A 25959-nucleotide genomic window follows, 5' to 3' on the forward strand; every position below is an offset into this window, starting at 1 on the left:
GGCTCAGGCCGCGCGGACGTTCTGCGCCTGCAGACCCTTGGGGCCGCGGGTCACTTCGAACTCCACCTTCTGGCCCTCCTGCAGGGTGCGGAAGCCATCCAATGTTGATGGCCGTGTGGTGGCAGAACACGTCCTCACCACCACCGTCCTGCGTGAGGAAGCCGAAACCCTTCGCATCGTTGAACCACTTCACGGTACCAGTAGCCATTTGCGCTCTTCTTCTTTCGTCACGGACGCGAATATCCGCCGTCCGGTCCTACGAGCGAACCCGCCTAGACGGTCGCAATTTAAGCGTGGCCGCCCGGCGCGTCTACTCAAGACCGTTACCAACCACACTTCTGGCCCTTGTTCTGGGCCTGGAGCCAGGTGCGCAGCGGGCTGAAGTAGTCGAGCAGCGGCGTGGCGTCCATCTGCCGGGTCCCCGTCATGGCCTGGAGGGCGTCGGGCCACGGCTTGCTCGCGCCCAACTCCAACATGGCCTGGAGCCGCTTGCCGGCCTCCTTGTTCCCATAGATGGAGCACTCGTGGAGGGCGCCCTTGTAACCAGACGCCTCACAGAGCGCCTTGTGGAACTGGAACTGGAGGATTCGCGCCAGGAAATAACGCGTATACGGAACGTTTGCGGGCACGTGGTACTTCGCACCCGGGTCGAAGTCCTGCTCGGACCGCGCCACCGGCGCGCCCACGCCCTGGTACTTCTCCCGCAGCGTCCACCAGGACTTGTTGTAGTCCGCCGGCTGCACCCGGCCGGAGAACACCTCCCAGCGCCACTGGTCCACGAGCAGACCGAACGGCAGGAAGGCAATCTTCTCCAGCGCGTCCTTCATCTGGAGGTTGATGAGGTTCTTCTCGTTCTTCGGAACCGCCTTCAGCAAACCGGCCTGCTGGAGGTAGCTCGGGGTGATGGACAGCGTGAGCGCGTCGCCAATGGCCTCGTGGAAGCCGTCGTTGGCGCCGGCCTGATAGAGCACCGGGAGCTGGTAGTAGTACGTGTAGTAGTAGTTGTGGCCCAGCTCGTGGTGGATGGTGACCAGGTCCTCCTCGGTGGGCTTGATGCACATCTTGATGCGCAGGTCGTTGTCGAAGTTCACGTCCCACGCGCTGGCGTGACACACGACGTCACGGCCTTCCGGCTTGGTGAACTGCGAGCGCTCGAAGAAGGTCTGCGGCAACTCCTTGAGCCCCAGCGAGGTGAAGAACTTCTCACCCAGCTTCACCATCCGCATCGCGTCGTACTTCTGCTGCTTCAGCGCCGCGTCCACGTCCAGGCTGGCCTGCCCCGGGAAGGGCTCCACCAGCGGGTAGATGTTGTTCCACTCCTGCGCCCACATGTTGCCGAGCAGGTGCGCGGGAATGGGCTTGCCCTCGGGGACCTTGTCGGCGCCGTACTGCTTCGCCAACCGGCCACGCACGTAGCAGTGCAGGTCGTCATAGAGCGGCTTCACCTGGCCCCACAGGCGCTGGGCCTCGACCTCGAACTCCGCGGGCGGCATGTCGTACGCGGAGCGCCACAGCGTGCCCAGGTCGTTGAAGCCAATGTCCTTGGCGCCCTCGTTCGAGATGGACACCAGGCGCTCGTACAGCGGACGCATGGGACGGGCCACCGAGTGCCAGCCCTGCCATGCGTCGAGCAGCTCGTTGTAGTTGCGGCTCTCCGCGATGACGTCGGACAGCACCTCGAGGTCGCGGCACTTCCCCTTCCCGTCCGGACCGCAGTACTTGCCCTTGCCGTAGAGGCCTTCCAGCTTCGCCGCCGTCGCGGCCAGCTCGGACCGCTTCTGCGCGTCCGACGGCGCGGGCAGCGCCTGCGACACCTTGAGCAGGTGCAGCATGCGCGCGGTGTCCGCGTCCAGCGTCAGGCCGTCGAAGCGGCGCGCCTCCTTGATGGCGCCGTTGACGTAGGCCAGCACCTCTTCGTTGACGTACGCCGCGTTCCGCTCGGTGTCGTCGGTGATGTACGTGGATTTGATCCACTCCGCGGTGGCCTGCTTCGTCCACAGGGCCTTCAAGTCCGCGTTGATCTTCTCCGCGAACGCCTTCGCCTCTTCGGGCGTGGGCTGGGACGCGGCGGCGCTCGTGGAGGCCTGGGACTCGGCCGCGGGGGGCGCCTCGCGCGTCGCCTGGGAGTCCTGGGCACACCCCAGGAAGGCGGGCAGCGCGACGGCCACGGCGGCCGTGCGCAGGAGGGAATTCAGGGGATGTTTCCGGTTCATGGCGCCGGACCGTAGAAGAAGGCGCGGCGGATGACACTCCGAAACTGGGCGTCCGCTGGCACCTGTCATCCCCCATACGGTCGTGCGTCCACCGCCGCCGACGCGACGCGACACGTCTTCGGGTGACCCCAGGTGACGGGGCCCGCAACCGCCCGGCCGGGCACCGTCCGGCCTCTCCGCCCCCCGCCGCCTGGATGTCAGAGCAGCGTTACACCTTCGCGCATGTTGCTCGGACATCCCCAGGACCCGCATTGGCCCGCACCGGAAGCCGCGCTGACCGAGGCGCGCCGCTTCCTCGCGACACTGAAGGACCGCCGCGTGGTGGTGGTGCCCCACCCCGGCGTGGAGGGACTCACCGCGGGTGTGCTGGCCCTTCGCGCCCTTCAGGCCGCGGGAGCCCGGGTGACGGCGCGTGTGCCGGACAAGGGGGAGCACGCCTTCTCGCCGGCCATGCGGGATCGGCTGCGGCTGGTGGCCCCGGACGCGTTGGTCATCCTCGAACCCGCGAACCGGCCGCCGCCTCGGGCCGACGCTGGGAAGACGGCCGGGACTGAGTCTCAAGGCGCGAACGCCACGGGCTCGCCGAACGGCATCCCCTCGCTCGTCGTGGCGCCCCAGGGCACGACTGACGGCTATCCGGGGTCCACCCTGCTCTCCGCGCGAGGGCTGGAGCCCGCGGTGAACGCGAGCCTGCTCACCTACCTGCTCGCGTCGCCCAGCGTCATCCCGGGCCCGATGGAGTGGCTCGCCGTCCTCGGGACGGTGGCGGCGCACGGCGCGGATGCGCCCATTCCGTTCATGAAAGACGCCCTGCGCCGGGCTGGACGTACGGCCGTGACGGAGGCGGTGTCGCTGCTGAACGCGGCCCGGCGGTCGTCCCGGTTCGCCGCGCCCATGGCCCTGGAGGTGCTGCTGCGCGCGGGCAGCGCCACCGACATCACGCGAGGCAACGTGCCCGGCGTCGATACGTTGCACGACTGCCGGTTGGAGGTGCAGCGCGAGACGGCGCGGTGTTCGAAGACGCCTCCTCGCACGACGAACAACATCGTCTTCTTGCTCTTCAGCTCGGAAGCGCAGGTGCATCCCCAGGTGGCGGTGCGGTGGGCCCAACGGCTGCCGGACCACATCGTCATCGCCGCCAACACGGGCTACCTCCCCGGCAAGGTGGACTTCTCCGTGCGCAGCCGCGTCCCGATGGTCCTCGAAGCCTTGTTGGCGACGTTGAACTTCGACCCTGGCGTCAGCGACCTGAGCCTGCCCCAAGCCGACTTCCTTCGCCTCGCAGCGTCCCTGGGATTCAAGGGACTGCGAGGCACCGACGTGGAGCGGCGAGGTGCGTTTCCAGGCTGATGCGGTATGACGCGGCCGTGATGCCCCGCTCTCGCCTGTTCCCCCTCCTCACGCTCGCCGCGCTCACGGGCTGCGGTGAGACCGAAGTCGATCCGGATGCCGCGTGTGCGCGGTTCAGCTTTCCGCTGTCGGCACCGAGCCCTTCGCACCACCTCGATTCGTGCTCCACCGAAGGGTGTGGCAACGAGGAGAACCCGCCGAACTCCGGCCTCCACTGCGGCAACGTCGCCCCGTGCCTCCTGCACTCGGAGCCGGTCCACCCGTGCCTTTACATCCACAACCTGGAGCACGGCCACGCGGTGTTCCTCTACAACTGCCCGGACGGGTGCCCCGACGAGGTGGCGAAGCTCGAAGCCGCCGCGGCCACCGCCCCGCGAGGCGGCAACGGCGTTCACCGGGCCCTCATCGCGCCAGCCCCCGGGCTGCCCCAGCGCGTGGCCGCGATGCTGTGGCGGCGGACATACCTGGCGGACTCCGCCGACCCCGAGGCGCTCCGCTGCCTCATGGCGCTTCAGGACCAGGGCGCGCCGGAGCCGTACCTGACGTGCCCGAGCGGACTCTTCTGAAGTCCGCGGTTCAGCCGGGCAGGAAGGCGCTCGCGTCGGGAAGGCCGCTGCCCGACGTGTCCACGCCCAGGGCCGTCAGGATGCCGGAGAAGATGTCCGCCTCGTTCGACTCCAGCTTCCCCGGCAAGGGCGTGCCGGTGCGCGCGTCGAAGCCGTAGGTCAGCGTCGTGCGCGGGTCGATGCCACCCAGCACGGTGTTGCCCCTCAGCATCGGCGAGAGCAGCAGGAAGCCGTTGTTGAGGTCATGCCCGCTGCCAAACGCGGTGGCGTTCGCGACACGGGACCGGGTGCGACCGAACTCGGTGGCGACGTAGATCAACGTCCGGTCCCAGAGACTCTCGCCCGTCGACACGTCGAATGGCTCGGACTTGAGCAGGTCGATGAGCTTGTCCACGATGCGCAGGACCCGCGCCCACATGAAGGCCTGCCCGGTGCGGTGGTCGTTGTGGCTGAAGTCGAAGGCCAGGGGCGGATTCGCGATGCCGAAGTCCCCGCCCACCGACACGTTGAACGACGGCCCCAACGTCACGGTCACCGACACGCGGTTCTTGAGCAGCAGGTACGCCAGGGCCGCCTGCCCCTCCACCGGGTCCGTGAGGTAATCCGGAAACGCCGCGCGGAGCCGGGCGCCATCCGGAGAGCCCGTCAGGCCGAACTCAGACAACGGAAGCCGAGGCGGTGCATCCGGCAACACGCTGAGGCGGTTGATGAGGTCCTGCATCTCCAAGGCGGGCTGCCCCACGATGCGCTGGTCATTCCAGCGACGCAGCGCCGGGGCATCCTCGAACGTCTGACCAAAGACGGACCGCGCATCCAGTGTGTTCCGCGTCCGCCGGGCCATGGCCATCACGGCCTCCGACGGTGCGCCCTTGAGCCCCTTGCGGCCATCGAGCCCCAACGGCCACAGCGACGCATGGGTCACCACCTCGCCATAGCAGTGCGAGGGCAGCGACACATCCGTCCCCCGCTCCGCATAGCCCCCCGCCCCCATGTTCACATTGGGAATGGGGCACCCCGCACCGTATTGCAGGGCCACGCATTCCTGGAGCGTCCGACCCCGCCACGCCGCGTTGCCCGTGAGGCTCCGCTTCTGCGCGATGGCGTGGTTGACGGACGTGCCCACCGTCGTCGCCACCAACATCGAGTCCTTGTGCTTCGTCACGAAGGGAAGCTGGTCCGCGACCACCGGCACGGGAATGTCGCCCAGGCGTGGACTGGACACGCGCACCGCGCGGAAGGGCGAGCCCGGTACGTTCAGCACCTGTTCATCCGCGAAGGTGTTGACGCGCGCGGCGTCGACACCTGCTTCCGAGGCACGAACCGCCAGGAAGCTGTCGACGATGGAGGCCCCTCCCGCGGCGCCCACCACGATGAGGAAGCGAGGCTTGCCGTCGAGCCGCGCCCGGCGGACACCGCCTTGCGCTTCCCGAGACGCGGGCGACTCGAGCGACTCACGGCAACCTGTCAGCAGCGGGCCCAGCACCGTCGCACCCGCACCGCACATCGACAGCGCCTTCATCAACTCCCGGCGAGAGAGCCGGCCATCTTTGCGAAGTGACATGGTGGGCTCCTTCAGAAGAAGACGGACTCGGCGGAGGAGAGGACGGCGAAGCAGACCGCGGTCATCCAGTCGCGACCCGGGTGAGGACTGCTCGACGAGGACTCGATGTCCGCTGCGAGCTGGACCCACGCCTCCAACTCGGAGGCGTGGGCGTCCCGCTGGAGGCCTCGCTGATAGAGAACGTTGATGGCGGTCCTCACCGACGTGCCACCGCGGTCCACCAACCGGCCCTGCGCGTCCAGCGCCACGCCCTGAAAGAGGACCGCCCGCGAAGGCGTGGCCACGTCGAGCTCGACGCGCCGCGAACACCCCGCCAGCGCCATCCGGTCCACGGCGATGGGCGTCGTCACACCGGTGATGGGAAGCGGCTCGTAGATGCCGCTCTGGTAGGGGTCAACGCCCCCCAGCGTGACGGTGTGGACGGACTCGGCGCACGAGTACTGCCCCAGCTCGTTGCACAACTGGTCCGGAGGCAACTCCAGCGCCGCCGCGAAGTCCGCCGTCAACCGCTCAGGCCCCTTGAAGCGGAGGTTGTTCCGAGTCGATTTTGCCGCGACGGGGGGCGTCCCAGAATCTGGCTCGGTCCCCGGCGGCGGCGGTGTTCCCGCATCTGCATCCCCATCCCTGGCCACGGGCTGCCGCGAACATCCGGCCAGCGCGAGGACCGCTACGAACACGCAGGTCTCAAGGCGCACCGTAGGCCTCCGTCCGAATCAGGTCGTGAAGCATCCGCTGCACGCTGTACCCATGCGTGCCCTTGAAGCGTTGCCAGACGGCGACGAACTCCGTCTGTTCCTCGGCCGTGGGTGCGTGGCCCACCAGCAACTTCCAGTAGTCCGTAACGGCGGCGATGGCGAAGGCATCACTGTTGGCGCCCACCTGGGCCCATTCCTGGAGGTCGCGGACGGGCTGGCCCAGCAGGTAACCGGTCTCCGGTATCTGGGTGATGGTGGGCGCCTCGGCGGCGAAGTATCGCTCGATGCGGCCGGTCTCGTAGCGCGCCGAGGACAGGCCCGCGATGCCGTTGTAGTTCCGGAAGGGATAGCTCAGCGGATCCAACGTCGCGTGACACGCGGCGCAGGCGGGCGCCTGGACGCCCTTGGCGTCGTAGTCCCGAGGCTCTCCGGGAATGCTGTAGAGGCCCTCCTGCATCGCGATGTCGAGCCCCAGGTAGGCGCGGTAGCTCTGGGACGCCGCGTTCCGAGGCAGCGCGGTGAACATCACGAACGAGATGAGACTCCACCTCGATGTGAGGTTGCCCGCGCGGCGAGCCTCTTCGACGAACTGGGAAGGCAACGAGGGCGTCGCGGTGTAGCGCGTAGGCTCCGTTTGACGGCGCACGTGGTACCGCGCCGTCATCACCTCGCGCGCGTCGTGCCCGTCGAGCTGCGTGTACGCGTACAGGGCATAATCATCGTAGTAGTCCGCGAGCGGGATGGGGCCTGCGTCCTCGCCCGACTTGATGGAGCCCACCGGGCGAATCTTCGGATGGGCCAGCTTCCACAGTTGGCCATCCTTCCCCCGCCAGAACTCCCCTTCCGTGCAACGGTCCAGCTCGACGCTGAGGAACTCGCGCTGCCCCTCCTCGGTTCGCGCGGTGAAGGCTTGGAGCTCCGCGTACGTGGGCGACTTCCCACAGAAGTCGAGCAGCACCCGCCGGTAGGCGAAGCGCGGGTCGTAACGGCACACGTCGTAGACGGGATTCGAGCCCGAGGCGCAGTCCCGCGGCGCCTTCGGAACGCTGACGGGGTCCGCCGGCCACGTGCCTCGCAGCAGCTCCTCCACGTTCGGGACGCCGTCACCATCGGCATCCTCCGCCTCGACGGCGCGCAACGCCGCGGGCAGGGCCATGGCGAAATCACCGTCCGACAAGGGACGCGGCGCGCCTGGGGCCAGGTGCGGTTCCAGCGATGCGCCAAAGACATTTCGCTGCGGTGGCGCGGAGTGACAGAGCGTGCAAGCCGGCTGCTGGCCCATGCAGGCAGGCGCGCTGGGATAGGTGGCACAGACGCCGCCCGCCGCCGGAGGCTTGGCGAGCGCCACGCCTGGCAGGCAGAGGGCCGCGGCGCACAGGATGAATCGTCGAATCACGCAACCTCCTCGCGTACGGCTTGCGTCGTGTGGACGCGTGCACGGTCGAACAGGCGAGCCCCGAAACGGTCGCAGTGGCTTCTTGCTCGAAGCGAGCCAACGGCCCCAATCCTGACAGGAGGTGTCAAGAATCCCTCGTAGGTTTGCCCTCCAACACGAAGTTCCACTGAGGAGACAAACATGACAGGGACATTGAAAGGACGTGTGGCGCTGGTGGCGGGCGGCACGCGCGGCGGGGCAGGGGCATCGCGGTGCAGCTCGGCGCGGCGGGGGCCACCGTCTACGTGACAGGTCGGTCAACGCGGGCGCAGCGCTCGGAACAGAACCGGCCGGAGACCATCGAGGAGACGGCGGAGATGGTCACGGCCGCGGGGGGCACCGGCATCGCCGTGCAGGTGGACCACCTGGAGCCCGAGCAGGTGCGCGCCCTGGTGGAGCGCATCGACCGTGAGCAGGGCCGGCTCGACGTGCTGGTGAACGACATCTGGGGCGGCGAGCACATCTTCGAATGGAACAAGAGCGTGTGGGAGCACTCGCTCGACAAGGGATTGCGACTGCTCCGGCTGGGCGTGGAGACCCACCTCATCACCAGTCACTTCGCCCTGCCGCTGCTCATCCGTCGGCCGGGGGGACTCGTCATCGAAGTCACCGACGGCACCGCCGAGTACAACGCGGCGAAGTACCGCATCTCCGCGTTCTACGACCTCGCGAAGAACTCGCTCCTCCGTCTGGCTTGGAGTCAGGGCCAGGAGTTGAAACCCCATGGCGGCACCGCCGTCGCGCTGACGCCGGGCTGGATGCGCTCCGAAGGCATGCTGGAGCACTTCGGCGTCACCGAAGACAACTGGCGCGACGCCACGGCGAAGGAGCCCCACTTCGTCATCTCGGAGTCACCGGCCTACGTGGGCCGCGCTGTCGCCGCGCTCGCCGCGGACCCGGAGCGGGCACGGTGGAACGGGCAGTCCCTCTCCAGCGGACAACTGGCCCGCGTGTACGGCTTCACCGACGTGGACGGCAGTCAGCCCGATGCCTGGCGCTACGTGCCCGAGGTCCAGGACGCCGGGAAGCCCGCGGACGCGACTGGTTACCGGTAGACACTCCCCAAGTGGGTCTTTGATGACCGCACCTCAGGTGCTATGGGAATTCTCGCAATACATGTTTTAGCGGCGACCCTTGGCCGCATCACACCCCTGCGAGGAGACATCTTTGAGGCACCTGAGAACCGCAGTTCCCGTGGCACTGGTGGGTTGGCTGGCGGCGTGCGGCGGACCGGTGGAGGAGACCCGTGAGGTCGCCACCACCGAGTCCGCGCTCAACTGCGCATCGCTGAGCCGGGAGGTCCACCACCGCATCCGTCCCGCCAACGGTGACAGCCTCTACACGCTCAACGCGAACGAGGCCGCCAACGCCGCCACCACCTGGGGCTACACGGACAACCGGGGCGTGGCGTTTCGCGCCGCGGCCGCCACGGGGACGGGGCTGTCGCCCGTCTACCGCATCTACAGCCCCAGCCGCACGGAGCACTTCTGGACCATCGATGAGGCCGAGCGGAACGACCTCATGCAGAACGGCGGCTACACGACGGACGAGAACGTCGGCTTCTACGCGTCGAAGACGCCCGCGGCGTGTCTCGTCCCCGTGTACCGCTTCTCCAACACCGCGCTGCGCAAGCACCGCTTCGCCATCACCGAGGCCCAGCGCAACGAGCTCACCGCCGCGGGCTGGGTGAGCCAGGGCATCAAGTTCTACGCGGCGCCGGAGTCCACCCCACCAGTCGACACGAAGTTCACCTTCGCCGTCATCCCGGACACGCAGAACGAGGTCCTCACCACGCCCGCCACGCGGCTCAGCCACCGGTTGCAGTGGCTGGTGGACAACCGGAGCGCGCTGGACCTGCGCTTCGTGCTGCACACGGGTGACGTGGTGAACTGGGACACGCCGGACCACATCCAATACGTGCGCGCCAGCGTGTCCACGGAGATTCTGGACGCCGCCGGCATCCCCTACGTCTACGCCATTGGCAATCACGACACGGCGGCCGTGTGCCCCGGCGGCAGCGCGTGCCCCGGCAACGTCAACGCCAACCTGCGCGACACGAGCACCTTCAACGCGCACATCCCGCTCACGCGCTTCACCGCGCTGGCCGGGGTGTATGAGGCGGGGAAGATCGACAACTCCTACCACACGTTCTCCGAGGGCGGCCTGGAGTGGCTGGTGCTGAACCTGGAGCTGTGGGCGCGCACGGGCGCCGTCGACTGGGCCAAGACGGTGCTGGCGCAGCACCCCCGGCACAACGTCATCATCAACACCCACTCCCACCTGACGGGCGGCGGCACCATCGAGCCGCGCAACGGCGGCTACGGCAACAACAGCCCGCAGTACGTGTTCGACCAGCTCATCAAGCAGTACGCCAACGTCCGCTTCGTCTTCTCGGGCCACACGGGCAACGCCGCGTACCTGGCGAGCACCGGCGTCCACGGGAACACGATTCACCAGATCCTGACGGCGTACCACGAGAACACGTCGAACCTGACGCGCCTGGTGGAGGTGGACACCGCCGCCAACACCTTCTCCACCCGCGTCTATTCGCCCATGACGAACGCGGAGAAGCAGGACGGCTCCAAATTCACGATCAGTAACGTGAGCTGGGTCCGCTGATGCCGTAGGGTAGGCGGGCCGTGACGTCCACGCCCGCCTCCCCTCTTGTCATCTCCCGTGATCGCGTCCGCGCCATTGACTGGCTGCGGGGCATCGCGGTGCTGTTCATGGTCCAGACGCACACCCTGGCCTTGCTGACGCCGGAGCTGCGCCAGTCGGAATGGGTGGCGCGGCTGCTGCGCGTCGACGGGCTGGTGGCCCCCGCGTTCATCTTCTCCGCCGGCTTCGCCACCGCGTTGATGATGGTGCGCAGCGCCGCGAGCGGCACGGTGCGCACCCGCGTCCACCGCAACCTCCGCCGCGCCGGCGAGGTGCTCGCGGTGGCCACGCTGGTCAACTGGGCCTGGTTCCCGCTGCTGCGTGAGCCGGTGTGGATCCTCCGCATGGACATCCTCCAGTGCGTGGGCCTCTGCCTGCTCATCGTCCTGCCCGTGGCGGCGCTCCTCTCCGCGCGCCCGCGCATCTTGAGCACCGGCGCGTTCATCCTGGCCATGCTCACCTTCGCCGTGTCGCCCCTTGGCGAGCAGGTGGACGGCCCCTGGGCGACGCTGACGGAGAAGTCCACCTTCGCCCCCTTCCCGCTCCTGCCCTGGCTGGGTTACGCGTGGCTCGGCGTCTTCGCGGGGACGGTGGCGGGCGCCTGGGGCCGCGCCGGACTCATCAAGGCGCTGCTGGTGCTCATGGGCCTGGGCTTCACGGGCGCGGTGCTCGGAGACTTCCTCTACGGCCTCTATCCACCCCACCGCTTCTTCGTGGCCAACCCGTCCAACGCGGCGGCGCGCTTCGGCTGGGTGAGCACCGTGCTGCTCGCCCTGACGTGGCTGGAGGCCCGGATGCCCGCGGACGCGGCACCGTCCCGGCTGCGGCGCTTCGTGGAGGTGTTCGGCACCTCGTCGCTGTCCGCGTACTTCTTCCACGAGATGCTGCTGTTCTATCGGCTCGGCGGCGTCTTCTCGTTCCAACGCTTCTTCGGCGACCGCAGCGGCTGGCTCCAGTACTGGGTGCTGACCGCCGTCATCATCGGCCTCACCTTCGTCCTGTGCGTGGCCGTGGACCGGCTGGAGCGCGTGGTGCGGCCCGCGCTCCGAAGCCTCGCCGAACGCGTCTTCCGGCAGGGACAGCACGCCCCCGCCGGACCTTGACGCCCACGGGCTTCAGTGGCCCGCGGCGGCGAGCGTCTCGAAGGCGGCGATGACCTCCTTCGGCGCCTGCACCAGCTCGATGAGCACGCCTTCCCCGCCGTAGGGGAACTGCTCGCTGCCCTTGGGGTGGACGAAGCAGATGTCGTGGCCCGCGGCGCCCTTGCGGATGCCGCCCGGCGCGAAGCGGAGCCCCTGGGACTCCAGCCACTGGACGGCGGTGGGCAGGTCGTCCACCCAGAGGCCCACGTGGTTGAGCGGCGTCTCGTGGACGCGCGGCTTCTTCTCCGGATCCACCGGCTGCATCAGGTCCACCTCCACCTTGAAGGGACCCGCGCCCGCGGTGACGATGTCCTCGTCCACGTTCTCGCGTTCGCTGCGGTAGGTGCCGTGGGGCGTCAAGCCCAGCAGGTCAACCCAGAGCTTGCGGAGCGGCGCCTTGTCCGCGCCCCCAATGGCGATCTGCTGGATACCCAGAACTCGAAATGGCCTGGCGGTCTGCATGGGCCGGCACCCTGTCAGACGGCCCTGCGCCAGACAAGGACAGCCGGCGCGGGTGTTCGCCGGAAAATTCATCGCCGTAGACCCATTTTCCAAGGCCGTGCGTTTTCAAGCGGCGACCCACTCAATTCTCGACCTTGGAGACCGAATGTCCGCCTTCTCGCTGAAGCGCCAGTTGACCGCCTGGGGCAGTGCCCTGCTCGTCGTTGGAAGCATGCCCGCCTGCGTGAGCCGCAGCCCGACGCACGAGGAGCGCGCCGTCGCCGCCGCCCCGGCGCAACAGGCCACGCGCGACATGCCCAGCGGCAACGAGGGCAAGCCCGCGGAGGTGCCCGCCGCCGAGCCCCTCTCCGTTGAAGAAGACCGGAGCGCGCCCTCTTCCGGCGCCCCCGTGGCGACGGGAGCCCCGCCCCCGCCCCCCGCGCCGGCCATGGTCGCGGAGCGGTACAAGGCGCCCTCGGCGGCGAAGAAGTCCATGGCCGTGGGCAAGCTGGAGATGGAGCACGCCGCGCGCGGGCCCTCGCCCTCCAAGCCGATGCCCCGCGATGACAGCGCGTCGGTGGCGCGGAACGACACCGGCGGCAACTCCTTCACGACGTGGAAGGCCCACGGCTTCGTCGACACGGCGAAGGACGCGCTCTCCACCTTCGCCGCGGACGTGGACACGGCGTCGTACACCGTCTCGCGCCGCTACCTCAATCAGGGCCGCCTCCCGCCGACGTCCGCCGTCCGCGTGGAGGAGTTCGTCAACTACTTCAAGTTCCGCTACGCGCCTCCGGAGAAGGGGGCCTTCAGCGTGCACCTGGAGGGCGCGCCCTCGCCGTTCAGCGACAAGCGCCACTTCCTGCGCGTGGGCGTGCAGGGCAAGGTCGTCTCCCGCTCGGAGCGCAAGCCCGCGCACCTGGTGTTCCTCATCGACACCAGCGGCTCCATGCACTCGGAGGACAAGCTGCCGCTGGCGAAGGAGGCCATCAAGATCGCCGTCAAGAACCTCAACGAGAACGACACCGTCGCCATCGTCACCTACGCGGGCAGCACCCGGGACGTGCTGGCGCCCACGCCCGCCACCGACGTGAAGAGCATCCACGCCGCGCTCGACGCGCTCCAGGCGGGCGGCGGGACGGCGATGGGCTCCGGCATGGAGCTGGCCTACCGCCACGCGGTGAAGAAGGCGTCCGGAAGCGTGGTGTCCCGCGTGGTCGTCCTCACCGACGGAGATGCCAACATCGGCCAGAACATCAGCGCGGACTCCATGCTGGAGACCATCCGCAAGTACACGGCCGAAGGCGTGACGCTCACCTCCGTGGGCTTCGGCATGGGCAACTACCGCGATGACCTGATGGAGAAGCTGGCCGACAAGGGCAACGGCAACTGCTTCTACGTGGACAGCCTCCGCGAGGCGCGCAAGGTCTTCGAGACGCAGCTCACCGGCACGCTCGAGGTCATCGCCAAGGACGTGAAGTTCCAGGTCGAGTTCAACCCCGCCTCCGTCAAGCGCTACCGCCTGGTCGGCTACGAGAACCGCGACGTCGCGGATGCGGATTTCCGCAACGACAAGGTGGACGCGGGTGAGATTGGCGCGGGCCACAACGTCACCGCGCTGTACGAGGTGGACCTGACGGACTCCGCCACCGAGCCCCTGGCCACCGTGCGCGTGCGCGCCAAGGCCCCCAACGGCACCGAGGCCTCCGAGCAGGCCTTCCCCTTCCAGCGCGACATGATGCGCGCGTCGCTGGAGAAGGCGTCGCCGGACTTCCGCTTCGCCCTCGCCGTGGCCGCCACCGCGGACATCCTGCGCGAGAGCCCCGCTTCGGAAGGCTGGAGCCTCGCCACGGCGGAGAAGCTGGCCCAGGGCGCCACGGACGGCAACGCGGACCGCGTCGAGTTCGTGAACCTGGTCGGCCAGGCCCGCGCGCTCAAGGGCGCCTCCGCCCGGGGCCGCTGAACACCTGCCCTCCAGGGCCCGGCCTCGCGCCGGGCCAACCGGGTATGCTGAGCGGCCATGCACCCTCTCCGCTCGCAGTCCCGACGTTTCCTCCTCCCGGCCGCCGCGGTCATCCTCGCCTGCGGCGCTTGCAGTGAAGACCCGTCCGGCGGCGGTGTTCCGCTGGGCGAGGAGCAGCGCGGCATCGCCACCTTCTACGATGCCAACGGCTCCGGGAATTGCAGCTACGCCCCCACCGGGGACTTGATGGTGGCCGCCATGAACACGCCGCAGTACGCCAACAGCGCGGCGTGTGGGCAGTGCGTGGACATCACCGGCCCCCAGGGTTCCGTCCGCGTGCGAATCGTCGACCGCTGCCCCGAATGCGCGGCCGGTCACCTGGACCTGAGCCGCGAAGCCTTCGCCCGTATCGCGGAGATGCGGCTCGGCCGGGTGGACATCACCTGGACGCCCGTGTCCTGCGACGTGGCCGGCAACATCGAGTACCACTTCAAGGACGGCAGCAACCCCTGGTGGACCGCCATCCAGGTGCGCAACCACCGCCTGCCCATCCAGAAGCTGGAGTGGCGCCGGGGCACCGGGGGTTGGCAGGAGGTGCGCCGCGAGAGCTACAACTACTTCGTCAACGACAGCGGCATGGGCGACGGGCCCTTCGACATCCGCGTCACCGCCCCCGACGGCCAGCAGTTGGAGGACACGCTGACCCGAGTCCTCGACGACGGCAGCGTCGAGGGCTCAGGCCAGTTCCGCTGACACGCGGCGCTGCTCAGCGCCGCAGCATGGAGCGCAGCAGCTCCAGGGCCTCGGTGACGTTCTGCCAGACCTGGAGCGACTTCACGCCCTCGCCCTCGCCCTGAATGGCGCGGCGCGAGGCGCGCTCCAGCGGGAGCAGCACACCCTCCACCAGCTCGATCTGCCGGCTCAGCTCCGCCGGAGACGGGCCGTTGACGGCGGTCCGCTGAAGCGCCTCGGCCGGGACGCTGGCCGACACGTTCACCGGCCGCTCCGCCAGCGCGGTGATGGCGCGGGAGAGCTGCTCCATGTACGGGCCGAAGTCCTGGGGCGGCGTGGGCGTGGGCGCCGCCATCCGCACCGTGGGCGCATCGGGCTGCTCCGCCTGCGCCGCCGCCTGGGCCGCCACCCGCTCCGTGAGGGCCTTGAGCAGGTGCGCCAGGTGCTTGAGGTACGGCGTGAAGTCCGGCCCCGCGGGGGCGGGCGCGGGCGCCACCACAGGCGCCGGCCTGGACTTCGCGGCGTCGCGACCCGCCTGCGCCACCTCCAGCACGGCCTCGCGCAGGGACTCCAGGCGGGGCAGCACCTCCACCACCACGCCCGGCGCCTCCTCGCGGGTGTTGCTGGCGGAGACGTGCGTGGCGGCCTGCACCACCGCGTCGCGGACGGCGCCGAGCTGCTCCTCGATGCCGCTGAGCTGACCGGTGACGCGCGCCACCGGGTCGTCGTCCTTGCCGCCCATGCGCTTCACGCGCGCGAAGCCCTGCTTGATCTCCTCCCAGCGCTTCGCCTTCTCCGGCGACAGCCGGCCGCGCATCTCCGCCAGCTTGAGCAGGTTCTGCTCGGCCGCCGTCGTCAGCGTCTGCGACTCGCCCTGGTAGTGGTCGTCGATGAGCCGCTCGAGCTCGTCGTCCGTCATGGCCGCGACGATCTTCTCCGTGAGCTTGCTCATGTTGCGGTAGCTGCCCTGCAACTTGAACGCGGGCTCGGTCCGGAAGCGCTCGTCCTGCGCCGCCGAGGCGATGTACTGGAGGTTGACCTTCAGCAGCACCGACTGCGCGCGGAACATGCGCTGGAACACGGCGATGATTTCCTGGAGCTCCGCCGCCGCGTAGCCGTGCTTCAGCTCGCCCGTCTGGATCTCCTCCCCCTGCGCCATGCGGATGAGGCGGTGCGTGTCCGCCGGATCCCGCGTGGCCAGCGGCGCCGTCACCGGGTTCGACGTGAGCGCGTTCTCCAAGTAGCTGAGCGCGAACAGGTGCTCCTTGCCGTCGAGGATGTCACCCAGGTTGTAGGTGTCCGCGCGGTTGGCGAGCATGTCCGGGATGCGGAAGCGGTCACCCGTCTCTGTGTACGGGTTGCCGGCCATGACCACGCAGAACTTCTTGCCGCGCAAATCATAGGTGCGCGTGCGGCCATTCCACACGCCCTCGACGCGGCGCTGACCGTCGCACAACGAGATGAACTTCTGGAGCAGCTCCGGGTCCGTGTGCTGGATGTCGTCGAGGTAGAGCATCACGTTGTTGCCCATCTCGAAGGACAGGTTGATGCGCTCCACCTCCTGCCGCGCCGTGGCGTTGGGCGCCTCGGCCGGGTCCAACGACTTCACGGAGTGACCCAACGCGGGGCCATTCACCTTCACGAAGGTGAGCCCGAGCCGGCTGGCGACGTACTCCATCAACGTCGTCTTGCCGTAGCCCGGAGGCGACATGAGCAGCAGCATGCCCATGCGATCCGTCCGCTTGCCCTCACCCGCCGCGCCGAGCTGCTTCGCCAGGTTCGCGCCGATGAGCGGCAGGTACACCTCGTCGATGAGCCGGTTGCGCACGAACGAGGACAGGACCTTCGGCGTCAGCTCGTCCAGGCGCAGCTTGCGGCGCTCACGCTCCAGCAAATCCCGCTGCATCGCGCGGTAGGCCTGGTACCGCGGCACGCGCACCTGCCGGAACTCACCCAGGCGCGCCAGGAACTCGTCCAGGCGCAGCGACAGCTTCCGGTCGTGGATGCGCGAGTGATTGCCCAGGAGCCCCGACACCTCGGTGGCCGTCAGCGCGCCCGCGGACTCGCGGTCCAGCTTGGTGCCGGTAAGCAGCAGGACGGAGGTCTCCAGCGCCACGTGGGCGGCCTCGCCCGGCCCGCCCTCGCGCTGCGCCAGGTAGCCGTCCAGCCACACCCGGGCGAGCTCCAGCCGCGCGCCCAGGTCCTTCTCCAGGCCCCGCAGGTCGTCCTCGAACGCGGAGCGCGTCCCATGGCGGTCGAGCTCGTGGAGGAACGCTTCCTTCAGCGACATCGCCTCGCCGCTGGTGGTGAAGCGCGGGTGCTCCGCGCCCAGCTCCTCGACGAGGTACCGGCCCGCCTGCCGCGCCTCCGCGGGAGAGTGCGCCAGGCCATGCGCGGTGAGGAACGCGCCCACGCGGTCCCCCAGCGCCTCGCCCACCTCGGCCAGGCTCCCGCCCGAGGCGAACGTCGTGCGCAGCCGCGCGAGGCTGCGCGCCCGGCGCTGGAACACCGTCTTGCTGGCCTCGTCGGCGTCGAAGGCCCAGAACAGCGCGGCCCAGGCACGCGGCACCGGCGCGAAGCGCAGCAGGCCCGCGCCCTGGTGCAGCCCGAGCAGCTTCTCCAGGATGGAGGCGGTGTCCGAGTCGTGGACGCCGCGCTCGTAGCCCTCATCGAAGCGGTCCGCCGCGTAGGCGCGCACCGTCTCCAGCAGCGCGCCGCCCAGCAGCGCCTCGTGGAGCGAGTCCAGGGACTGCCCCTGCTTGCCATCCTCGGCGTCCGCCAGGAGGCACCCCGCCAGGTACTCGGAGCGGTAGACGCCGGGCGACTCGGAGACGAGGTGCTGCTCCCAGAGCTCGCGGAACTTCAGCAGCTCCGGGTCATCCACCTTCTGCGCGTAGTCGGACCCAGTGAGCTGGAGGTACAGCTCGCCCTCGCGAGGCAGCAGCGTGAGGTCCAGCGGCTGCGTGCTGACGTTGAACCGGTACGCGCCCAGCTTGATGAGGTTTTCGCCGTCCGCGAAGAGGTCCTGCCGGTCTCGCAGGGCACGCAGCGCGTCCTGCTTCGCGGACTTCACGCGCGACTGCACCTCGTCCGCGCGGACGCTGTCCTGCAGCTCCATCAACTGGTCAGCGAGCTGACGCAGCTTGAGGATCATCGCGTCGGAGGCGAAGTAGCCGTTGAGCTCGTCGTCCGTCTTGAAGGCCTTCGCCCGGCGCTGCACGCCCTGGAGGATGCGCTCGGCGGCGCCGAACAGGCTCAGCGCGCGGCGCTGCCGCTCGTCCACCAGCGACTGCTTGCGCGCACCGAAGGCCTCCAGCAGCTCTTCGCGTTTCTGGGTGATCTGCTCCAGGAACTCGTCGAACTCGCCGAAGCGGCCTTCCAGCTCCTCCAACTGGACGGTGAGGCGGGACATCGCCTCGTCGCAGCGCTCCGGGCTGTCCGCCTGGGACAGCGAGCTTTCGATGCTCTGCCCCAGCAGCTTGAACTGGGCGCCGAACTCCGCGCGCTTCTCGCGGCCGGACAGCTCCTTGCGCTTGGCCGCGAGGCTGGCGCGCACCCGGTTGAGCCGGCTGAACAGCTCGGAGATGCCCTCCAGGATTTTGGCCCGGGCCAGCGGGTCACCCACCTGGAGTCCGCCGACGACCTCGCCCAGGACCTCCAGGCCGTGGGCCGTCTTGTCCACGTCCTCGCCCAGGGGCGCCAGCTCCATGGTGGTCTGCACCGGCTCCAGCGTCGCCAGCAGCTCATCCAGGCGCCCGGCCAGCGGCGCCAGCGCCTCGCCCGTCTGGAGGAACTCCACACAGGCCGTGCTGACCCGGTCGGACGCCTCCACCACGGCGGACTCCAGGGCGTCCACGCGCCCCAGGTCCATGTACCGGATGTCCTTCAACGTAATCAGGTGCCCGCGCTGCTTGCGGAGGTCCGCCAGCGCCTGCATGAAGGCTTCCGCGTGGGACAGGTTCTCCGGCTGGACGCGCACCAGCAGCGTCCCCTGCTCCGCCTCCGCCGCCGCGAGCGCCTCGGTGGCGCGCTTGCGCATCGCGACCACCTTCTCGAACTCATCGATGATGAGCTCGGCGGTGCGCCGCAAGGTCTCCACCGGTTCCTGGAGACCCGTCTCCTCGTGGCTCAGCCAGTAGTACGCATCCAGCGCGCGGGTGGACGCGCCCACGAGGTCCTCGTAGGTGCGCCGCGTGGGCTTGTCCGACTTCGCGATGCGCTGAATCGTGAGCGCGTCCGAGATGCCGCGCACCAGCTCCGCGTTGCCCACCTTGCCCAGGTAGCCCGGGGCTGGCGGCGTGGCCGCCGCGTGCTCGGCGGAGACGAAGGGCGTCTGCCACACCTGCATCGGGTGGACGCGCGTGGGTTCGTCCGACGTGGAGCGGAAGATGACCAACTGGCCGTCGGCGAACAGGCTCATACCGTGGGCGACCAGGGGGTTCTGCACCTCCTTGCGCACCAGGTTGTAGGGGAACAGGACGTAGCAGCCGTCCGTCCGCCGGTGGAAGATGTAGAGCACGTCCTCGCCGTTGGGCGAACGGATGGCGCGCTTGAACTCCATGCCCTCCGAGGCCGCGGCGCCGTCGAAGACCTTGAAGTCCCCCGTCTGGAGGTAATAGCCGCCCGGGAAGACGATGCCCTGGTCCTCGGGCAGCCGCACGCAGGCCTGGCCAATGGCGTCGATGCGCACCACGTGCTGCGTGCGCGAGTTGAAGACGAGGTAGCGGTGCGCCCGCTCGCGGAACGGAAGCACCCGCAGCAGGATGAGCGTGCCCACCTGGGACCAGGCGAACTCGGCGTCGTCCAGCGACTGGTCCGGGTCGTCCACGGGCTCGTTGTAGATGCCCATGCCGGTGGAGGTGTTGTCCTCCACCTTGATGGTGAGGTCGCCCTTCACCGTCTCCACGAACACCTGGTCCAACACGTTGACGTGCGGGTGCTGACCGGTGACGTAGTTGTCCCGCGTGGCCACCGTCCACTCGAAGTCGTGCGACGGCGGGAAGACGTGGTCGCGCTCACCCTGGCTGTCCAGGTAGGTGGCGCGGCCCTCCAGGTCCAGGCTGAACCGGAAGACCTTGATGTCGCGCATCGTCTGGCCCGTCTGGAAGATGGCCAGCAAGCGCGAATCCAGCTTGCGGATTTGAAGGAGCTTCGCGTCCTTGTAGTACTTGTACAGCTCCCCGAAGTCCTTCACGAAGCGCGGGTCCGCCAGGAACCCGCCGGCCTCGGACTCAGGCACGGTGGAGAAGTCGTACCCGTCGGCCGTCTTCTCGAACTTGTGCAGGGAGAAGACGTCGGCCACCGACGTCTCCCGCTTCAAGCCGATGAAGACGTTGTAGCCGAAGAGCAGGTACTTGCCGACGCTGGCGATGTCGCACGGGACGCAGTTGTTCTCGGTGCGCACCCGCTCGTTGCCGATGACGGACAGCTCCGTCCCGCCGAAGAGCGCCTTGCGCCGCCCGTTGAGGTCATTCGCCTTCGCGCCCAGCGCGTCCGCCTGCGCCATGAGCCGCGCGCGGATGACCTCGTAGCTGCCGCCTTCCAGCGCCGCCTCGCCCACGGGCGCCGCGCCCTTGCCACCGTCAGTTGCCATGAGTGTTCACCGGAAAAGCGAAGACCCCCACCCCCGCACCCTCCCGACAGGAGGGGCGCCACCCCGGAGGGGGCCCGGAGTGAGGGTCGTCTTACGGCCGTGCCACCGCCGCCAGTTCACGGCGGTGGCCCTTTGGGACTGTCAGCCCTGCGTGCTGTCCGTCGAGCCGGGCTTCAGCTCGTTCACCAGCGCCTTGAGGCCCGCGCCGGTCGCGGCGACGGGGCTGGCCGCCATCTTGTGCAGCAGCGCGGCCACCGCCAGGTTCTGCGCGTCGTTGCTCAGGCCCGGCTTGGAGAGGATCTCCTTCAGGTCGGCCGGCAGGTCCTTCTCGCCGTTGATGTAGCCGCCCAGCGCCTTCTGCAGCGCCTCGCCGTGGTCCAGCGCGCCGTCCACCGCGGTGCCGAACGACACCGCCTTGACGAAGCGCTCGAAGAACTGGCCGTCGCCGCCCACGATGTTGAACTTCGCGTTGGCGAACGCCTTGGACAGCACCTCGGCCTGCGCGTGCGCGATGTCCTTCTTCGCGCGGATGGCCTCCAGCTCCACGTCGCGCTCCTTGTTGAGCTTGAGGCGGAACTCCTCGTGCTCGCGGCCAACGCCGTCCATCAGCTTCATGGACGCGGCCTTCTCGGCCAGACCGCGGGCCTCGGCCAGCAGCTTCTCCTGGATGGCAGCGGCCTCGGCGAGCTGCTTCTCGCGCGTGGCAATGGCCTCCGCCTCGCCGCGCTTCTGGATGGCGCTGGCTTCCGCCTCCAGGACGCGCGCGTGGGCCAGACCCTTCTCCTGCTCACCCGCCGCCTCGGCCAGCAGCTTCTCGCGGACGATGTTCGCCTGCGCCGCGCCCTGCTTCTCGATGGCGCCCGCCTCGGCCTCCTTCACGCGGACGTTGACCATGCCGAGCTTCTCCTGCGCCTGCGCGTCGGCCTCCTTCACGCGGACCTCGGCCAGACCCTCGGCGGCGGCCTCGGCCTGGATGCCCTCGGCCAGACGGACCTTCGCCTTCGCCGTCTTGTCCGCGGCCTCCAGCTCGGCCTCGGCCAGTGTCAGCTTCTCCTTCGCGGTGAACTTGGCCACCTCGTTGGAGGCCTCGGCCGCCTTGATGTCCTTGACCAGCTTCTCCTGCGCCTGCGCCTCGGCGGTGATGAGCAGCGCGTCCTTGCGGCGGGTGGCCTCGGCCTTCACGCGCAGGTCCTTGATGCGCTCCTCCTCCTCCGCCACCGTCTTCTCCACGGCGATGCGGGCGCGGACCACGTCGGCGATGAGCTTCTTCTCGCCCTCGAGCGCCTTCTCCTTGGCGATGCGCTGCAGCTCCGTCTCACGCTCGCGGTTGATGGCTTCCAGGGCGCGGTCCTTCTCCACGCGCTCGGTCTCCACGCCCACCACGCGCTCGCGGTTCTTCTGCGCGACCTCGATCTGCCGGGACTTGTTCTGCTCGTTGATGTTGATTTCTTCCTCGGCCTTGATGCGCGCCAACTGGGCCTTGGCGTACTCCTCCTGCTTCACGCGCTCGGCCTCGGCCGTCTCGCGGGCCTGGATGCTGTCGATCTCCCGCTTCTGCTTGGCGGCGGCCTCTTCACGCTGGCGCTCGAGGGCGAAGATGGCCTCATCCGCCTCGACGTTGCGCTTGGTGACGGCCATGCGCTCGTCCTGGCGCAGCTCGTTGGTGAAGACGTTCTGCTTCGTCGTCAGCTCGGTGATCTTCCGGATGCCCTGGGCGTCCAGGATGTTGTCCTTGTCGAGCATCTCGACCGGGGTCTGCTCCAGGAAGTCGATGGCGCAGTCCTCCAGCATGTACCCGCTGAGGTCCCGACCGATGACGTTGACGACCTGGTCCTTGATCTCCTCGCGCTTGGTGTAGAGCTCCTCGAAGTCGAAGCTCTTGCCCACCGTCTTGAGGGCCTCGGAGAACTTGGCCTCGAAGAGGTTCTCCAGCGTCTCCTGGTCGGAGGCGCGCGCGCAGCCGATGGTCTGCGCCACCTTCAGCACGTCCTCGCGCGTCTTGTTCACGCGGACGAAGAAGGTGACCTTGATGTCACCCCGGATGTTGTCCTTGCAGATGAGGCCTTCCTTGCCACGGCGGTCGATTTCCACCGTCTTCAAGGAGATGTCCATCACCTCGGCGCGGTTGATGATGGGGAACACCACCGCGCCGGTGAAGGTAACGACCGGTTCGTTCTTCAGCGTGTTGACGATGAGCACCTTCCCCTGGTCCACCTGCCGGTACAGCCGGACGATGGTGAGGAGGATGCCGCCAAGAAGGATGATGCCACCGATGCCGGCAGCGACCGCGGTAATGGGGTCCATGGCCATTTCCTGATTGATGATGACAGCGGGCCTTGTATCAGGCGCCGGAGGTCCCCCGCAAAAGCCCACCGGCGTCGAATGTGACGGCCGCCCCCTCGGCGCGACCGGGAAAAAATCAGCCTCGTGCCTTCACGCGAGCCAAGGCCGCGGCGCGGGCCGGATCCTGGAGCTGTGCCTGCTCCTCCGGCAGCAGCCAGTCGACTGGCTCCACTTCATACACACGCCGTTCGGCGTCGTACGCGAGGATCAGCGCTGGCTGGCCCCGCTTGAGTTCGTTGGGCTTCGCGCAGACGACGTTGAGGATGACACCCGCGCCGCCGTCCTCGAAGGTCGCATGGCCCGTCCTGGCCGTCACGCTGCCACTGGAGATGGTACACACGCGGCCCATCAGCGAGTCACGCCCCGGCGCGCGCTTGGCCACGAACACCGGCCGCAGCGGCCGCACCGCGAAGCCCGCTGTCACCGTGCCCGCCGCGAAGCACGCGAGCCCCAGCCCGCTGTTCAGCAACCACGAGGGGAGCACCCCGCCCAGGGCCTCATTCAGCGGCTGCGCGCTCATGACCGACAGGAACCAGGCGATGAACACCACGAAGCTCACGGAGACGGTGATGGGGATTCCCGCGAAGCCCATGGCCGCGAGGATGCCTCCACCGTCGACGTCGAAGTCCGCATCCGAACCCGCCAGCGCCTTCGCACTGCCCAAGGCCTTGCCGGCGCCCTCGACGCTGATGTCGCCGTCGAGGCTCACGTCGGCATCGAACACGTCGATGCCCACCGCGCCCACGATGACGAACAGCCAGTACGTCATCACCACGCCCAGGACGATGGTGAAGATGGCGGTCGGGAAGGCCAGGATGGTGTCGAGAAAGGCGTTCATGCGGCTCGGCTCGCACTCTAAGCGATTGTCATTCCCATCGAAAACGCGGCCGGGCGCTTTTTCGCTCGAAACAGGGGCAGGCGGCCAGACGGCACCTGCCTTGCCGCTCGCCCCGTCCCTGCCCACAACAGGAGGACCCGCTCACATGAGGTGCGCGGGGTTTCCCGTACCGGGCCCATGACCGTGCTCGCCGAGCCTTCCGCGCGACCCCCTCACCAGCAAGCCACCGCCCGCCGCCCCGCCCGCGGAGAGACACAGCGCGAGCGGCTCCAGCGAGAAGGCATCCGCCGCAGGGGCACCCCGGTGAGAGGCTTTCGGTACGTCCACGCGAACGGCAAGTCAGTGCCCCGGGCGGAGCGCGAGCGAATCAGCGCACTGCGCCTTCCTCCGGCCTGGGCCCACGTGGCCATTGCCCCCTCCTCCAAGGCGAAGCTTCAGGCAGTGGGCCAGGACGCAGCAGGGCGATGGCAGTACCGCTATCACCCGGACCACACCGTCGAGCGCGACGTGGAGAAGTTCCAGCGAATCGTCGGCTTCGCCCGCGCCCTGCCCCGGATGCGCCACCGAGTGAATGCGGACCTCCGCAAGCAGGGCCTCGGGCGCGACAAGGTGATGGCGGCCATGCTCCGCATCCTCGGCACGTGCTTCATCCGTCCGGGCAGCCAGCGGTACGCGGACACCAACGGCAGCTTTGGACTCGCCACCCTTCGGCGGCGCCATGTCCGCGTGGCCGGTGACACGGTGTACTTCGACTTCCCGGGCAAGAGTGGCAAACAGCAACGCCGACAGCTCAGGGACCGGCGGGTGGCGAACGTCATCCGCCGCCTGCTGACCGTCCCAGGTCGTGACGTCTTCAAGTTCGTCCTGGATGACGGCGCCGTGGTGGACGTGCGGCGCCGCCACATCAACGCGTACATCCAGGAGGTGATGGGCGAGAAGTACAGCGCCAAGGACTTCCGCACCTGGGCCGGCACGCTCATCTGCGCATGCGCCCTGGCCCGTGCGCGAAAGCGTGTCCACGCGACGGGAGGCACGGACGGGCGCGTGAAGCCCACGGTGCTCAAGAAGACGATGGTGGCCGCGGTGAAGGAGGCCGCCGAACACCTGGGCAACACACCCGCGGTGGCCCGGTCCTCGTACATCTACCCGTCGGTCCTGGCCCTGTTCGAACGGGGCCAGGTCGTGGACACCTGGTTCGAATCCGTGGACGAGCTGGCGGAGGCGAAGTGCGGGAGCCTGCACTGCTCGGAGAAGGCCCTGCTCGACCTGCTCGACACCACCCGGAAGCGTCGCCGGAAGCGGGCGCGCACGCACTGACGCGCGCCCGTTCCCTGGCGGCGCGAGACTCAGGCCACCACGGCCTCGACGACGCTGGGCGGCATCGTCGTCGGATGGACGTTGGCCAGCTTCATGCCCGCCTTCTCCAGCAGCTCGGCATACTCCGCGTGCGTGCGCTCGCGCCCACCGACGACGACGAGCATGGCCATGTCATACAGGTTGCCGAAGTGATTGACGTTGTCGCCCGGGAGCACCGTCTCCACGATGAGCAGCCGCGAATCGGGGCGCATGGAGGCGCGGATGTTCTGGAGGATGCGCAGGCTGCGCTCGTCATCCCAGTCGTGGAGGATCTGCGAGAGGATATAGGTGTCGTAGCCTTCGGGGATGCGGACGAAGAAGTCTCCCTCGAGGACCTCGCAGCGCTCCGCCAATGACTGCTCAGCCAACCGCTGACGCGTCTCGATTGCGACGTGAGGCATTTCGAAGACAGCGCCGCGAACACCCGGGTTCGCCTGGAGGATGTGCGCCAGCAACATGCCCGTGCCGCCGCCCACGTCGCAGATACTCCGCGTCCTGGAGAAGTCGTATGCATTCACCACGGCGGGGGCGTTGAGCGTCTGGTACGCAGCCATGCTGTTGTTGAAGATGGCGGCGACATCCGCGTGCGTGCGCATGTAGTCGAAGAACGACGTCCCCATGAACTTCTCGAGCGACGGCTGCCCCGTCTTCAGCGAGTTGGCCAGGTCCCCCCAGGCCTGCCACGACAGGAGGAGGCCGTGCGCGCGGAGCGAGCCGTACACGGACCCGGGGTTGTCCTCGCGCAGCATCTCGCCCATCTCCGTGAGCCCCCAGCGCTGGTTGGACTCGTCCTTCACCAGGACGCCCAGCCCGCTGAGCAGGCGCAACATCCGGCGCAGCGACGGAGCATGCGTCCCACTGGCCTCGGCCAGCTCCTCGGCCGTCTTGGGCACATCACCAATGATGTCCGCAATCCCCAGCTCCGCCATGATTTGGAGGCATCGGGAGACCCAGAAGCCATAGACCATCTGTGTCATTTGGATGGCCGCGGGCGGAGGCGCGTGAGAGTCTCGAGGTTGCTGGCTCATGTGTCCGTCTCCAAGGTGTTGGGATGCTACGGCAAGGCTACAACC

16 protein-coding genes and 2 pseudogenes are annotated in these 25959 nt (G+C 68.6%); 8 read left to right on the top strand and 10 right to left on the bottom strand.

Annotation, left to right across the window (positions count from 1 at the left end):
• Positions 1-3 precede the first annotated feature (3 nt).
• Together A176_RS16020 and A176_RS16025 are read right to left on the bottom strand one after the other, a co-directional pair.
• Positions 4-208: pseudogene (locus tag A176_RS16020) on the bottom strand (cold-shock protein).
• 115 nt (positions 209-323) lie between these two features.
• Positions 324-2213 carry a M2 family metallopeptidase gene (locus A176_RS16025; RefSeq protein ID WP_002639655.1) on the bottom strand — a complete coding sequence of 630 codons (1890 nt, stop codon included), beginning with the start codon at positions 2211-2213 and terminating at the stop codon, positions 324-326.
• Between the two features lie 222 nt (positions 2214-2435).
• Here A176_RS16025 and A176_RS16030 point away from each other — a divergent pair, with 222 nt between their 5' ends.
• Positions 2436-3563, top strand: a complete 1128-nt coding sequence (locus A176_RS16030) for a hypothetical protein (protein WP_002639654.1) — start codon at positions 2436-2438, stop codon at positions 3561-3563.
• Entirely contained in the window at positions 3563-4129 is a 567-nt protein-coding gene (locus A176_RS16035; protein ID WP_002639653.1) for a DUF3105 domain-containing protein, read from the top strand. The genes A176_RS16030 and A176_RS16035 overlap by 1 nt, the downstream gene beginning before the upstream one ends.
• Before the next feature lie 10 nt (positions 4130-4139).
• Here the strand turns inward: A176_RS16035 and A176_RS16040 are convergent, their stop codons facing one another.
• From A176_RS16040 to A176_RS16050, 3 genes are all read right to left on the bottom strand, one after another.
• Positions 4140-5690 (bottom strand): DUF1501 domain-containing protein, encoded by a 1551-nt coding sequence (locus A176_RS16040; protein ID WP_002639652.1) that lies wholly within the window; start codon positions 5688-5690, stop codon positions 4140-4142.
• Positions 5691-5701: 11 nt separating this feature from the next.
• Positions 5702-6196: a hypothetical protein gene (locus A176_RS16045; protein WP_002639651.1), complete on the bottom strand. Its 495-nt coding sequence runs from the start codon at positions 6194-6196 to the stop codon at positions 5702-5704.
• 178 nt (positions 6197-6374) lie between these two features.
• Positions 6375-7778 carry a hypothetical protein gene (locus A176_RS16050; RefSeq protein WP_420811437.1) on the bottom strand — a complete coding sequence of 468 codons (1404 nt, stop codon included), beginning with the start codon at positions 7776-7778 and terminating at the stop codon, positions 6375-6377.
• Positions 7779-7961: 183 nt separating this feature from the next.
• Here A176_RS16050 and A176_RS16055 point away from each other — a divergent pair.
• The 3 genes and pseudogenes from A176_RS16055 to A176_RS16065 all read left to right on the top strand — a co-directional run bounded on the left by A176_RS16055 (position 7962) and on the right by A176_RS16065 (position 11581).
• Positions 7962-8875: pseudogene (locus A176_RS16055) on the top strand (SDR family oxidoreductase).
• A 112-nt stretch (positions 8876-8987) separates the two neighbouring features.
• Positions 8988-10439, top strand: coding sequence for a metallophosphoesterase (locus tag A176_RS16060; RefSeq protein WP_044890422.1), 1452 nt, complete (start codon positions 8988-8990; stop codon positions 10437-10439).
• A gap of 20 nt (positions 10440-10459) precedes the next feature.
• Positions 10460-11581: a heparan-alpha-glucosaminide N-acetyltransferase domain-containing protein gene (locus tag A176_RS16065; RefSeq protein ID WP_002639646.1), complete on the top strand. Its 1122-nt coding sequence runs from the start codon at positions 10460-10462 to the stop codon at positions 11579-11581.
• 12 nt (positions 11582-11593) lie between these two features.
• Here A176_RS16065 and A176_RS16070 read toward each other — a convergent pair whose 3' ends face one another.
• Positions 11594-12082 carry a VOC family protein gene (locus A176_RS16070; RefSeq protein WP_002639645.1) on the bottom strand — a complete coding sequence of 163 codons (489 nt, stop codon included), beginning with the start codon at positions 12080-12082 and terminating at the stop codon, positions 11594-11596.
• A gap of 145 nt (positions 12083-12227) precedes the next feature.
• Here A176_RS16070 and A176_RS16075 point away from each other — a divergent pair, with 145 nt between their 5' ends.
• Together A176_RS16075 and A176_RS16080 are read left to right on the top strand one after the other, a co-directional pair.
• The gene (locus A176_RS16075; RefSeq protein ID WP_002639644.1) at positions 12228-14024 is read left to right on the top strand and encodes a vWA domain-containing protein; all 1797 of its coding nucleotides are present in this window, start codon (positions 12228-12230) and stop codon (positions 14022-14024) included.
• A 57-nt stretch (positions 14025-14081) separates the two neighbouring features.
• Positions 14082-14777 (top strand): expansin EXLX1 family cellulose-binding protein, encoded by a 696-nt coding sequence (locus A176_RS16080; RefSeq protein WP_002639643.1) that lies wholly within the window; start codon positions 14082-14084, stop codon positions 14775-14777.
• Between the two features lie 13 nt (positions 14778-14790).
• Here the strand turns inward: A176_RS16080 and A176_RS16085 are convergent, their stop codons facing one another.
• From A176_RS16085 to A176_RS16095, 3 genes are all read right to left on the bottom strand, one after another.
• Positions 14791-20349 carry a DNA repair ATPase gene (locus A176_RS16085; RefSeq protein WP_002639642.1) on the bottom strand — a complete coding sequence of 1853 codons (5559 nt, stop codon included), beginning with the start codon at positions 20347-20349 and terminating at the stop codon, positions 14791-14793.
• A gap of 141 nt (positions 20350-20490) precedes the next feature.
• Positions 20491-22653: an SPFH domain-containing protein gene (locus A176_RS16090; protein ID WP_002639641.1), complete on the bottom strand. Its 2163-nt coding sequence runs from the start codon at positions 22651-22653 to the stop codon at positions 20491-20493.
• Positions 22654-22768: 115 nt separating this feature from the next.
• Entirely contained in the window at positions 22769-23530 is a 762-nt protein-coding gene (locus A176_RS16095) for a hypothetical protein (RefSeq protein WP_002639640.1), read from the bottom strand.
• 303 nt (positions 23531-23833) lie between these two features.
• On the opposite strand from A176_RS16095, the gene A176_RS16100 reads away from it, so the two are divergent.
• Positions 23834-24847 carry a DNA topoisomerase IB gene (locus A176_RS16100; RefSeq protein WP_226994335.1) on the top strand — a complete coding sequence of 338 codons (1014 nt, stop codon included), beginning with the start codon at positions 23834-23836 and terminating at the stop codon, positions 24845-24847.
• A 29-nt stretch (positions 24848-24876) separates the two neighbouring features.
• On the opposite strand, the gene A176_RS16105 is transcribed toward A176_RS16100, so the two are convergent.
• Complete coding sequence (locus A176_RS16105; protein WP_226994336.1) at positions 24877-25914, bottom strand: acetylserotonin O-methyltransferase; 1038 nt, start codon at positions 25912-25914, stop codon at positions 24877-24879.
• Positions 25915-25959 lie beyond the last annotated feature (45 nt).

It is taken from the genome of Myxococcus hansupus (genome assembly GCF_000280925.3).
GTDB classification, from domain to species: domain Bacteria; phylum Myxococcota; class Myxococcia; order Myxococcales; family Myxococcaceae; genus Myxococcus; species Myxococcus hansupus.

Coding starts and splice junctions, on each gene's coding strand:
- A176_RS16025 (WP_002639655.1), bottom strand. CDS start 2,213: ATGAACCGGAAACATCCCCTGAATTCCCTCCTGCGCACGGCCGCCGTG.
- A176_RS16030 (WP_002639654.1), top strand. CDS start 2,436: ATGTTGCTCGGACATCCCCAGGACCCGCATTGGCCCGCACCGGAAGCC.
- A176_RS16035 (WP_002639653.1), top strand. CDS start 3,563: ATGCGGTATGACGCGGCCGTGATGCCCCGCTCTCGCCTGTTCCCCCTC.
- A176_RS16040 (WP_002639652.1), bottom strand. CDS start 5,690: ATGTCACTTCGCAAAGATGGCCGGCTCTCTCGCCGGGAGTTGATGAAG.
- A176_RS16070 (WP_002639645.1), bottom strand. CDS start 12,082: ATGCAGACCGCCAGGCCATTTCGAGTTCTGGGTATCCAGCAGATCGCC.
- A176_RS16075 (WP_002639644.1), top strand. CDS start 12,228: ATGTCCGCCTTCTCGCTGAAGCGCCAGTTGACCGCCTGGGGCAGTGCC.
- A176_RS16080 (WP_002639643.1), top strand. CDS start 14,082: ATGCACCCTCTCCGCTCGCAGTCCCGACGTTTCCTCCTCCCGGCCGCC.
- A176_RS16085 (WP_002639642.1), bottom strand. CDS start 20,349: ATGGCAACTGACGGTGGCAAGGGCGCGGCGCCCGTGGGCGAGGCGGCG.
- A176_RS16090 (WP_002639641.1), bottom strand. CDS start 22,653: ATGGACCCCATTACCGCGGTCGCTGCCGGCATCGGTGGCATCATCCTT.
- A176_RS16095 (WP_002639640.1), bottom strand. CDS start 23,530: ATGAACGCCTTTCTCGACACCATCCTGGCCTTCCCGACCGCCATCTTC.
- A176_RS16105 (WP_226994336.1), bottom strand. CDS start 25,914: ATGAGCCAGCAACCTCGAGACTCTCACGCGCCTCCGCCCGCGGCCATC.